This window comes from Kitasatospora phosalacinea (assembly GCF_000717185.1).
Taxonomy (GTDB): domain Bacteria; phylum Actinomycetota; class Actinomycetes; order Streptomycetales; family Streptomycetaceae; genus Kitasatospora; species Kitasatospora phosalacinea_A.
The window spans coordinates 142,463-153,730 of the sequence record NZ_JNYE01000014.1; the positions used below are offsets into that span (position 1 = coordinate 142,463).

10 protein-coding genes and 1 tRNA gene are annotated in these 11,268 nt (G+C 74.0%); 10 read left to right on the top strand and 1 reads right to left on the bottom strand.

Features of this window, described 5'->3' with window-relative positions:
• Positions 1 to 95 precede the first annotated feature (95 nt).
• From metG to OO57_RS08575, 7 genes are all read left to right on the top strand, one after another.
• Positions 96 to 1,697 carry a methionine--tRNA ligase gene (gene metG, locus OO57_RS08545; protein ID WP_033251692.1) on the top strand — a complete coding sequence of 534 codons (1,602 nt, stop codon included), beginning with the start codon at positions 96 to 98 and terminating at the stop codon, positions 1,695 to 1,697.
• The gene (locus tag OO57_RS08550; RefSeq protein WP_033251693.1) at positions 1,697 to 2,584 is read left to right on the top strand and encodes a TatD family hydrolase; all 888 of its coding nucleotides are present in this window, start codon (positions 1,697 to 1,699) and stop codon (positions 2,582 to 2,584) included. Before metG ends, OO57_RS08550 begins: the two co-directional genes overlap by 1 nt.
• Positions 2,585 to 2,638: 54 nt before the next feature.
• Complete coding sequence (locus OO57_RS08555) at positions 2,639 to 3,214, top strand: Uma2 family endonuclease (protein ID WP_033251694.1); 576 nt, start codon at positions 2,639 to 2,641, stop codon at positions 3,212 to 3,214.
• 16 nt (positions 3,215 to 3,230) lie between these two features.
• Positions 3,231 to 4,121, top strand: coding sequence for a 16S rRNA (adenine(1518)-N(6)/adenine(1519)-N(6))-dimethyltransferase RsmA (rsmA, locus tag OO57_RS08560; RefSeq protein WP_033251695.1), 891 nt, complete (start codon positions 3,231 to 3,233; stop codon positions 4,119 to 4,121).
• Between the two features lie 2 nt (positions 4,122 to 4,123).
• A complete protein-coding gene (locus OO57_RS08565) occupies positions 4,124 to 5,050 on the top strand; it encodes a 4-(cytidine 5'-diphospho)-2-C-methyl-D-erythritol kinase (RefSeq protein ID WP_033251696.1) in 927 nt (308 codons plus the stop codon).
• A gap of 77 nt (positions 5,051 to 5,127) precedes the next feature.
• Complete coding sequence (locus tag OO57_RS08570; protein WP_033251697.1) at positions 5,128 to 6,114, top strand: aldo/keto reductase; 987 nt, start codon at positions 5,128 to 5,130, stop codon at positions 6,112 to 6,114.
• A gap of 72 nt (positions 6,115 to 6,186) precedes the next feature.
• On the top strand, positions 6,187 to 7,998 hold the full coding sequence (locus OO57_RS08575; protein WP_033251698.1) for an ABC-F family ATP-binding cassette domain-containing protein: 1,812 nt from the start codon (positions 6,187 to 6,189) through the stop codon (positions 7,996 to 7,998).
• Positions 7,999 to 8,002: 4 nt separating this feature from the next.
• Here the strand turns inward: OO57_RS08575 and OO57_RS08580 are convergent, their stop codons facing one another.
• The gene (locus OO57_RS08580; RefSeq protein WP_158715061.1) at positions 8,003 to 9,856 is read right to left on the bottom strand and encodes an FUSC family protein; all 1,854 of its coding nucleotides are present in this window, start codon (positions 9,854 to 9,856) and stop codon (positions 8,003 to 8,005) included.
• 234 nt (positions 9,857 to 10,090) lie between these two features.
• Here OO57_RS08580 and OO57_RS08585 point away from each other — a divergent pair.
• From OO57_RS08585 to OO57_RS08595, 3 genes are all read left to right on the top strand, one after another.
• A tRNA-Thr gene (locus OO57_RS08585) sits at positions 10,091 to 10,163 on the top strand.
• A gap of 133 nt (positions 10,164 to 10,296) precedes the next feature.
• Positions 10,297 to 10,956 carry a LuxR C-terminal-related transcriptional regulator gene (locus tag OO57_RS08590; RefSeq protein ID WP_033251699.1) on the top strand — a complete coding sequence of 220 codons (660 nt, stop codon included), beginning with the start codon at positions 10,297 to 10,299 and terminating at the stop codon, positions 10,954 to 10,956.
• Between the two features lie 129 nt (positions 10,957 to 11,085).
• On the top strand, positions 11,086 to 11,268 hold a 183-nt coding region (locus OO57_RS08595; RefSeq protein WP_033251700.1), incomplete at its 3' end, for an NAD-dependent epimerase/dehydratase family protein.

The window sequence follows — 11,268 nt, forward strand, 5'->3', positions numbered from 1 at the left end:
CCGCCGACCCCGCCCCGTACCGCCCCGCCCCGTACCGCCCCGCCCCGTACCGCCCCGCCCGGGGCGGTACGGCCGCGGCACTAGGATCCCGGGGTATGGCGGCCTTGGAAGACCACACCAGCACCGACGCGTACTACGTCACCACCCCGATCTACTACGTGAACGACCGGCCCCACCTGGGCCACGCGTACACCACCGTCGCGGGTGACGTGCTGACCCGCTGGCACCGCCAGCGCGGCGAGGACGTCTGGTACCTCACCGGCACCGACGAGCACGGCCAGAAGATCCTGCGCACCGCCGAAGCCAACGGCACCACCCCGCAGCAGTGGTGCGACAAGCTGGTCGAGGAGGCCTGGAAGCCGCTCTGGGAGCACCTGCGGATCGCCAACGACGACTTCATCCGCACCACCGAGGCCCGGCACACCGACCGCGTCCAGGAGTTCGTCCAGGACCTGTACGACAAGGGCGAGATCTACCGGGGCAGCTACACCGGCCCGTACTGCGTCGGCTGCGAGGAGTACAAGCTCCCCGGCGAACTGCTGCCCGGCGCCACGGACGAGGAGAAGCTCTGCCCCGTCCACAAGCGCCCCGTCGAGTGGCTGGAGGAGGAGAACTACTTCTTCCGGCTCTCCGCGTACGGCCCGAAGCTGCTGGAGTTCTACGCCGCCCACCCGGACTTCATCCAGCCCGCCGCCGCCCGCAACGAGGTGCTGCGCTTCGTCGAGCAGGACCTCAAGGACCTGTCGATCTCCCGCTCCACCTTCGACTGGGGCGTCCCGCTGCCCTGGGACGACAAGCACGTCCTGTACGTGTGGGTCGACGCCCTGCAGAACTACATCACCGCGGCCGGCTACGGCAGCGACCCCGAGCGCTTCGCCCGGCTCTGGCCCGCCTCCGTGCACCTCGTCGGCAAGGACATCCTGCGCTTCCACGCCGTCATCTGGCCCGCCATGCTGATGGCCGCCGGGCTGCCGCTGCCGCGCCGGGTCGTCGCCAACGGCTGGCTGATGGTCGGCGGCGAGAAGATGAGCAAGTCCAACCTCACCGGCATCGCGCCCACCGACCTGACCTCGCACTTCGGCGTCGACGCGTACCGCTACTACTTCCTGCGGGCCATCCCGTTCGGCACCGACGGGTCGTTCTCCTGGGAGGACTTCACCGCCCGCTACACCTCCGAACTCGCCAACGGCTTCGGCAACCTGGCCTCCTGGGTCGCCGCGATGGTCGGCAAGTACCACGGGGGCGCGCTCCCCGCCGCGACCGCGCACGGCCCCGCCGAACAGGCCGTCGCCGACGCGCTGGTGCGGGCCGCCGCCGAGGCCGACCGCAGGATCGGCGAGGAGCTCGACTTCGCGGGCGGCATCGCGGCCGTCTTCGAGTTCGTCAAGCTGGTCAACGGCTACCTCACCGAGCAGGAACCCTGGAAGGCCGCCAAGTCCCCGGACGGACGGGACCGGCTGGACACCGTCCTGTACACCGCCGCCGAGGCGCTGCGGGCCACCGCCGTCCTGCTCAACCCGCTGATGCCGGACACCGCCGCCCAACTGTGGGACTCGCTCGGCGCCGGGCCCGCGCTCGGCGCCCTCGCCGACCAGCGGATCGCCACCGTCGCCGACTGGGGACGGCTGCCCGCCGGGGCCACCGTCACCAAGGGCGCGATCCTCTTCCCCCGCCTCGAAGAGAAGGCTGCCGTCTGATGGCCGGAAGCAAGAACAAGAAGGAACAGGACCGCACCCCGCCGCCGCTGCCCGAGCCGCTGGCCGTCCCGGTCGCCGACTCGCACACCCACCTCGACATGCAGTCCGGCACCCCCGCCGAGGGCCTGGCCCGCGCCGCCTCGGTCGGCGTCACCACCGTCGTCCAGGTCGGTTGCGACGTCCCCGGCTCGCAGTGGGCCGCTTCGCTCGCCGAGCAGTACGAGCAGGTGCACGCCGCCGTCGCCCTGCACCCCAACGAGGCGCCCCGGGTCTTCCTCGGCGACCCCGACAGCTGGTCCGGGCAGCAGCGCGGGCCCGGCGGGCAGGACGCGTTGGACACCGCCCTCGCCGAGATCGACCGCCTCGCCGCCCTCCCGCACGTCCTCGCCGTCGGCGAGACCGGACTCGACTACTTCCGCACCGGCCCCGAGGGCGTCGACCTGCAGAAGGAGTCCTTCCGCCGCCACATCGAGATCGCCAAGCGCCACGGCAAGGCCCTGGTCATCCACGACCGCGACGCCCACGAGGACGTCATCGCCCTCCTGCTGGAGGAGGGCGCCCCCGAGCGCACCGTCTTCCACTGCTACTCCGGCGACGCCGCGATGGCCCGCACCTGCGCCGAGCACGGCTGGTACCTCTCCTTCGCCGGCCCCGTCACCTACAAGGCCAACCACGCCCTGCGCGAGGCCCTCACCGCCACCCCCCTCGACCGCGTCCTGGTCGAGACCGACGCCCCCTTCCTCACCCCCCACCCCTACCGCGGCCGCCCCAACGCCCCGTACCTGATCCCCGTCACCCTGCGCGCGATGGCCGACCACCTGGCCCTGGCGGAGGACGAACTCGCCACGGCGATCGCCGCCAATACCGCCCGGGCCTTCGGCTACTGAGCGCATCCCGGTGACGGGCGTGCTCGTTAGCATGGAGGCAGCGAGGAGGCTGAGATGACCGCCGAACCGATCGACTGGGTGCACCCACCGGCCAACGGCTGGACGTTTGACCAGGTCAATGAGCTCGATCTGCCGTTCAAGTGGGAACTGGTGGACGGAGCGATCGTGGTCCGAGGACAGACTCTGCTGTGGCACGACCAGGTGCGGGACCAGCTCTTCGCGGAACTGCGCGCGGCGAGGACCACGCCCTACGCGGTCAACGTCGAACGCTGTGTCCTGCTCAACGAGCGCAACGTGTTGCTGCCCGACGTGGTGGTCTTCGACAAGACCGGCCTGAACGTGTTCGAGCTCGAGTGCACCCCCGTCGAGTCGGTGGCCCTCGCCGTCGAGGTCGTCTCCCCCGGATCGCGGGCAGCCGACCGCTTCACCAAGCCCGGTCTCTACGCCGAGACGGGGGTTCCGTCCTACTGGCGCGTCGAACGCGGTGAGAACGACCTTCCCGTCGTGCACGAGTTCCGGCGCGACGAGTCGCAGAGCGTCTACCTCCCCGTCGCCGTGCACGAGGGACTGCTCCGCACCGAGCTGCCGTTCCCCGTCGAGATCGATCTCAAGCAGTTGGTGGAGCTCTGACCCGTATCCTTGGCGGGTGAGCACCACCGAACCCACCTCCGACGGCCACCTGCTGGGAGCCGCCGACATCCGTGCGCTGGCCGAGGCGTTCGGCGTGAAGCCGACCAAGCAGCGCGGGCAGAACTTCGTCATCGACGGGAACACCGTGCGGCGGATCGTCCGGGCGGCGGGGGTGACGGGCGAGGACGCGGTGGTCGAGGTCGGGCCCGGGCTCGGGTCGTTGACGCTGGCGCTGCTGGAGGTGGCGCGGCACGTCACGGCGGTGGAGATCGACCCGGTGCTGGCGCGGCACCTGCCGGACACGGTGCGGGGGCGGATGCCCGCGAAGGCGGGGAGCTTCGACCTGGTGCTCAGCGACGCGATGGAGGTCACCGAGCTGCCCGGCCCCGCGCCGACCGCGCTGGTCGCGAACCTGCCGTACAACGTCGCCGTGCCGGTGCTGCTGCACATGCTGGAGCACTTCCCCAGCATCGAGCGGACCCTGGTGATGGTGCAGAGCGAGGTCGCCGACCGGCTCGCCGCCAAGCCCGGCAACAAGGTGTACGGGGTGCCCTCCGTCAAGGCCAACTGGTACGCGGACGTGAAGCGCGCCGGGGCGATCGGGCGGAACGTGTTCTGGCCCGCGCCGAACGTCGACTCCGGCCTGGTCTCGCTGGTCCGCCGCGACCCGCCGGCCACCACCGCCACCCGCCGCGAGGTGTTCGCCGTCGTCGACGCCGCGTTCGCGCAGCGCCGCAAGACCCTGCGGGCCGCCCTGGCGGGCTGGGCCGGTTCGCCCGCCGCCGCCGAGGAGGCGCTGCGCGGCGCCGGGATCGACCACACGCTGCGCGGCGAGATGCTCACCGTCGAGCAGTTCGCCGCGATCGCCGAGCACAAGCCCGAGGCCCCGAAGGCGGAGGAACACTGAGCATGGTCACGGTCCGGGTCCCCGCCAAGGTCAACGTCCAGCTCGGCGTCGGCGGGGTCCGCCCCGACGGCTACCACGACCTGGCGAACGTCTTCTTCGCCGTCGCCCTCGGCGACCAGGTCACCGCCACCCCCGGCGAGGGCGTCACGCTCAGCTGCGACGGCCCCGACGCGGCCGCCGTCCCGCTCGACGACGGCAACCTGGCCGCCCGCGCCGCCCGGCTGCTCGCCGCCCACCACGGCCTCGCCGACCCCGGCGTCCACCTGCACATCGACAAGGCCATCCCGGTCGCGGGCGGCATGGCGGGCGGCAGCGCGGACGGCGCCGCCGCGCTGCTCGCCTGCGACGCCCTGTGGGGCCTGGACACCCCGCTGCCCGTCCTGCTGGAGCTGGCCGCCGAACTCGGCTCCGACGTCCCGTTCGCGCTGCTCGGCGGCGTCGCCCTGGGCCGCGGCCGCGGCGAGCTGCTGGAGCCGCTGCCGGTCGCCGGGACGTTCCACTGGGTGTTCGCGGTCGCCGACGGCGGCCTGTCCACCCCGGCGGTCTTCCGCGAGTGCGACCGCCTGCGGGAGGAGTCCGGCCTCGGCTCCTCCCTCGCCGACGTCCCCACCCCCGACGCCGACCCCGCCCTGCTCGCCGCCCTCGCCGAGGGCGACCCCGTCGCGCTGGCCGCCGCCCTCGCCAACGACCTCCAGGCCGCCGCCGTCTCGCTGCGCCCCTCCCTCGCCGACACCCTGCACGCCGGCACCGAGGCGGGCGCCCTGGCCGCCCTGGTCTCCGGCTCCGGCCCGACCTGCGCCTTCCTCGCCAAGGACGCCGACGCCGCCGCCCACGTCGCCGCCGCCCTCCGCGCCTCCGGCACCTGCCGCACCGCCCACGCCACCCACGGCCCGGTGCCGGGCGCCCGGGTGGTCAAGACCTCTGCTTGACCTGGAGCGCGCTCCGGGTTCCAGACTCGTCACCGCGGCCCGCACCGGGCGGGCCGCGGAAACGAGGGGACACCCGGATGCGCAAGCGCACCATCGGAACCGACCCGCGCACCCGTCGCGAGGTCAGCGTGCTGAGCCTGGGGGCGATGCTGTTCGGCACGCTCACCGACGAGGCCACCTCCTTCGCGGTGCTGGACCGGTACGTCGAGGCGGGCGGCAGCTTCGTCGACACCTCCAACAACTACGCGTACTGGCAGGACGACAGCCAGGGCGGCGCCAGCGAGGAGGTGCTCGGCCGGTGGCGGGCCAGCCGCGGGATCACCGACGAGGTGGTGATCGCGACCAAGCTCGGCGCCCGTCCGAAGGCCCCCGGCACCGGGTTCGTCGAGAACGGCGAGGGCCTGTCGGCGGAGGTGATCCGGGCCTCGTCCGAGGCCAGCCGCAAGCGCCTGGGCGTCGAGAAGCTCGACCTGCTGTACGCGCACGTCGAGGACCGGACGGTGCCGCTCGCCGAGACCGTGCACGCGTTCGGCGAACTCGTCCAGGAGGGGACGGTCGGCCTGCTCGGCGTCTCCAACCACTGGTCCTGGCGGGTCGAGCGGGCCCGCAACCTCGCCGCGCAGGCCGGACTGCCCGGCTACGAGGTGCTCCAGTACGGCCACACCTACCTGCGCCGCCGCGGCGACCTGCCCGGCCTGACCTGCGCGGACGGCGACCAGGCCGCCGTCCAGGGCGACCTGATCACGTACCTCAAGGAGAGCCCCGAACTCACCCTGGTCGCCTACTCCCCGCTGCTCGGCGGCGGCTACGTCCGCGAGGACAAGCCGCTCGGCCCGTCCTTCGACCACGCGGGCACCCCCACCCGCCTCGCCGCCCTCGACGCGGTGGCGCGGCAGACCGGCGCCACCCGCAACCAGGTCGTGCTGGCCTGGCTGCTCGGCGGCGAACTGCCGGTGATCCCGCTGGTCGGCGCCTCCTCGGTGGCCCAGTTGGACGAGAGCCTGGCCGCGCTCGACCTGGAACTGACCGCCGAACAGCGCGAGTTGCTCGACCGGGCCCGGTAGCGGACGGGGCCGGGGGCGGCGCGGCACTAGGCTGGGGGCTCGTTCCAGCCCCTTCCTCAGGAGTGCAGCTTCGTGGCCGTCAACCTCGCCACCATCGAGTCCGTCACCAAGGTGTACGGCACCAGGGCCCTGCTGGACGGGGTCAGCCTCGGCGTCAGCGAGGGCGACCGGATCGGTGTGGTGGGCCGCAACGGGGACGGCAAGACGACGCTGATCCGGATGCTCGCCAAGCTGGAGGAGCCCGACACCGGGCGGATCACCCACTCCGGCGGGCTCCAGCTGGCCGTGCTCACGCAGCACGACTCGCTGGACCCGGAGGCCACCATCCGGCACGAGGTGATCGCCGGCCGGGCCGACCACGAGTGGCTCGGCGACGCCCGGATCCGCGACATCGTCCAGGGCCTGTTCGGCGGCCTCGACCTGCCCGGGTTCGCGAACGGCCTGGACACCGTGATCGGCCCGCTCTCCGGCGGCGAGCGCCGCCGCATCGCCCTCGCCAAGCTGCTGCTCGGCGAGCCCGACCTGGTCGTGCTGGACGAGCCCACCAACCACCTCGACGTGGAGGGCATCGCCTGGCTCGCCAAGCACCTGCAGAACCGCCGCTCCGCGCTGGTCTGCGTCACCCACGACCGCTGGTTCCTGGACCAGGTCTGCACCCGGATGTGGGACGTCCAGCGCGGCGAGGTCCGCGAGTACGAGGGCGGCTACTCGGACTACGTGTTCGCCCGCGCCGAGCGCTCCCGGATCGAGGCCACCGAGGAGCAGAAGCGGCAGAACCTGGCCCGCAAGGAGCTGGCCTGGCTGCGCCGCGGCGCCCCCGCCCGCACCTCCAAGCCGCGCTACCGGATCGAGGCCGCGAACGCGCTGATCGCGGACGTGCCGGAGCCGCGCGACAAGTCCGAGCTGATGAAGTTCGCCAACGCCCGCCTGGGCCGCACCGTCTTCGACCTGGAGGACGTGACCGTCAAGGCGGGCGACAAGCTGCTGCTGGAGCGGCTGACCTGGCAGCTCGGCCCGGGCGACCGGATCGGCCTGCTCGGCGTCAACGGCGCGGGCAAGACCTCGCTGCTGCGGGCCATGCAGGCCGCGTACGCGACCGAGGGCGACGTGCAGCCGGCCGGCGGCGTGATCAAGGTCGGCAAGACCGTCCGCCTCGCGTACCTCTCGCAGGAGGTCGCCGAGCTGGACCCGGCCACCCGGGTGCTCCAGGCCGTCGAGCAGGTGCGCGGCCGGGTCGACCTCGGCAAGGGCCGGGAGATGAGCGCCGGGCAGCTGTGCGAGCAGTTCGGCTTCGGCAAGGACAAGCAGTGGACGCCGGTCGGCGACCTGTCCGGCGGCGAGCGCCGCCGACTGCAGCTGCTGCGGCTGCTGATGGACGAGCCCAACGTGCTGTTCCTCGACGAGCCCACCAACGACCTCGACATCGAGACCCTCAACCAGCTGGAGGACGTGCTCGACGGCTGGCCCGGCTCGATGGTCGTGATCAGCCACGACCGGTTCTTCATCGAGCGCACCACCGACACCGCGTACGCGCTGCTCGGCGACCGCCGGATGCGGATGCTGCCGGGCGGCGTCGACGAGTACCTGGAGCGCCGCACCGCGATGGCGGAGGCCGCCGCGGCCGTCGCCGCCGCGCAGGTCCCGGCCGCCGCGGCGGCCTCCGGGCTGTCGGCGGGCGACCTGCGGGCCGCGAAGAAGGAGATGCAGAAGCTGGAGCGGCAGATCGCCAAGCTGGACGAGCAGGAGTCCAAGCTGCACACCCAACTCGCCGAGCACGCCGCCGACTTCTCCAAGGTCGCCGAGCTGGACGCGCAGCTGCGCAAGGTCCGCGAGGACAAGGAGGAGCTGGAGATGTCCTGGCTGGAGCTGGCCGAGCAGGTCTGAGGGCCTACTCCGCGAGCAGCAGGTCGAGCTCGTCCGCGGCCCGGGCCAGCGCGCTGCGCTCCGGGTCGTGCGGGCCGGTCGGGCGGGCGATCCGGCCGGTCGGCGGCCGGTGGGCGCGGGCCGCGCCGGTGAGCCGGTCCAGGGAGTGCAGCACCCGCTCGATCACCTCCGGCTCGGGCTGCCGTCCGCCGTACCGCAGTTGCGCGGCGTACGCGGCGACCGCCCCCGAGAGGCGCTCCAGCGCGGCGGTGGCGGGCAGCCACTGCTCGGCGAGGCGCCCGGCGGGCGGGGGCTCGGCCAGGCCGAGGTCGACCTGCCGCCGGGCGTCGGCCAGCGCCCGGTACGCGGTGCGGCGCAGCCACACCTCGGCGACCGGCTCGACCCGGGCCACCGCCGCCAGGTAGCGGCGCAGCGCGTTCGCGGCGGTGACGACGCCCGGTTCGATCCGGTGCGGGGGCCGCTCCGGCCACAGCAGGTAGCCGAAGACCAGCACGATGCCGCTGGCCAGCGCGGTGTCCAGCACCCGCGGCCAGAACTCGGCCGCCCCGCTCTCCCCGCCGAGCTGCACCAGCAGCAGCGCCACCGGCGTCATCACGACGGTGTTCAGCCCGTAGTGCGCGGCCGTCGAGTACGGCAGCAGCGCCACGCACAGCGAGATCACCAGGCTCAGCGCCCACGGGTCCGTGGTCAGGGCCAGCAGCACCGCGGTGACCGCGACGCCCAGCACGGTGCCCAGTGCCCGGCTGACCGCCCGCTGGAACACCGAGCCCAAGTCCGGCTTCAGGACGAACGCCACCGTCATCGGCACCCAGTAACTGCGGTCCAGCGGAAGCAGGTTGACCGCCGCCTCGGCCACCGCCACGCACAGCGCCACCCGCAGCCCGTAGCGCACCGAACCGCGCGACAGCAGCCGCACCCGCAGCCGCCACGGGTCCGGCGGCGGCGGAGCGGCGGTGTCCAGCGGCGCCCAGCGGCCCGCCACGGTGTCGGCGGCGGCCCGCAGCGCCGTGTCGAACGCCGTCCGGGACGGGGTGTCCGGCCGCCAGTCGGGGTACGCGGGCTCGGGGCCGCCGGTGATCTGCGCGGCCAGCCGGGCCGGGAACGCCGCCAGCTCCGCCGGCACTGGCCGCCACGCCCACAGCAGCCCGGCCGCCGCCTCGGTGGCGCCCAGCGCGGCCTCGTACGAGCGGCGCAGCCGGTGCAGCCGCTCCGGTTCGCGGCGGCCCGGGCGGGGCGGCGGCAGCAGGTCCTGCATCTGGTTGAGCCGGCCGGTCAGCAGGCGGCGGGCGGCCGCGCCGTCCGGGGTGCCGAGGGCGGCCAGCAGGCCGCCGAGCGCCAGGTACACGTCGGCGAGCGCCCGGGTGCGCGGATCGGTGCGGGCGTCGGCGCGGTAGCGCACCCCCAGCAGCAGCACCAGCGCCGCCCCGCACGGCATCGCCGCGGGCGCCGCCCACCACGGGTGCGGCAGCGCCATCCCGCCGCCCAGCGAGGCCGACACCAGCAGCAGCATCCCGGCCGCCGACCCGCGCGGCCCGGTCGCCGACAGCGCCCCGCCCGCGAAGCCCACCAGGGTCAGCGCCACCCCGATCGCCGGGCCGCCCGCGCCCCGGTGCTGCAGCGCCGCCCCGATCAGCATCCCGGCCGTCGACGCGGCCAGCGCCAGCGCGATCCGCGGAGCCCGCAGCCGCAGCGGCTCCACCCGGTCGTTCATCGTCGCGTGCATCGCCCCCAGCGCCGCGAACACCCCCAGCGCCAGCCGCCCGCACACCAGCCCGACCCCCAGCGGCACCGCCATCCCCACCGCGGCCCGCACCACCAGCGCCCGCGGCACCACCGGCCGGTTCGGTCGCAGGGCCAACGCCCACCACGCGGAGGGATCACCGGAAGCACGACTGCGGCCGGGGGCTGGCACAGGATCACGCGCCTTCGCTGCACGGGAGTTCGCGGCTGCTGGGCGACATTGCACGGCAGATCGGGTCTTCTCGGGCAGTTTAGCCCTCCGACCTGGCCGAAGCGGATTTCCCAAGCGGTCGGCGGAGCATGTAAAGTCTTCCTCGTCGCAAGGGGAACCGCGAGGATCCCGGAGCAACAAGCCCCTATAGCTCAGTCGGTAGAGCGTCTCCATGGTAAGGAGAAGGTCTGCGGTTCGATTCCGCATGGGGGCTCAGATCGGAAGGACCCCGCCGGGAGGCGGGGTCCTTCGCGTTTTCCGGCGTTCCGCTTGCGGAGGGCCTCTGGCGGGCCGGGCGATTGTGCGCTGTGATGGTGCGTCTGTCGGGCCGGGAGGGGAGGGGCGGGATGAGCGCGCGGCTCGTGGTGGCGGACGACCACCGGTTGATGGCCGAGGCGCTGGGGGCCGCCCTGCAGCAGCGCGGGCACCGGGTGCTGGGGATCGGGTCGCCGTGCGGGGCCGTCCTGGAACTGGTGGCGGGGCGGCGGCCGGAGGTGTGCCTGCTGGGGGTGGGCGGCGGGGCGGAGGACCCGTTCGAGCCGTTGCGGCGGCTGCGGCGGGAGCGGCCGGAGATCGCGGTGGTGGTGCTGGGGCCGCTGGGGGCGCCGGGGCGGGTCGCGGCGGCGTTCGCGGCGGGGGCGGCCGGGTACGTGCGCAGCGACGAGCGGATCGACGTGGTGGACCGGGCGATCGCGCGGGTCCGGGCCGGGGAGGTGGCGGTCGCGGTGGACGTGCTGCGGGCCGCGTTCGAGCACCTGCTGTGGCCGGTGGCGGAGCCGGACGACGAGGCGCTGCGGCTGCTGCGGCTGCTGACCCGGCGCGAGGTGCAGGTGCTGGCCCGGATCGCGGACGGGGAGGACACCGCGGCGATCGCCGCCGCGATGCGGATCGCCCCGTCGACGGCCCGCACGCACGTCCAGCGGGTGCTGACCAAGCTCGGGGCCCGCTCCCGGCTGGAGGCCGCCGCGCTGGCGGCCCGGACCGGCCTGCTGGACCAACTGGCCTGAGGGCCGCGGGCGTTCGCGCCGGACCGGGGTTCGCGGGCGGACGGTCGGGCCCCGCGGCGCGGCCCGGCGTTCAGGCGGGTGCCATATGCTCCGGGCGAGGAATACCCGAATGTCGCGGAGGTCGAGGGCATGAGCAAGTACCTGGTCACGGGCGGAGCCGGCTACGTGGGGAGCGTGGTGGCGGCGCACCTGTTGGAGGCGGGCCACCGGGTGACCGTGCTGGACGACCTGTCGACCGGGTTCGCGGCGGGTGTGCCGGAGGGTGCGGAGTTCGTGCGGGGCCGGATCCAGGACGCGGGCGAGGTGCTGGAC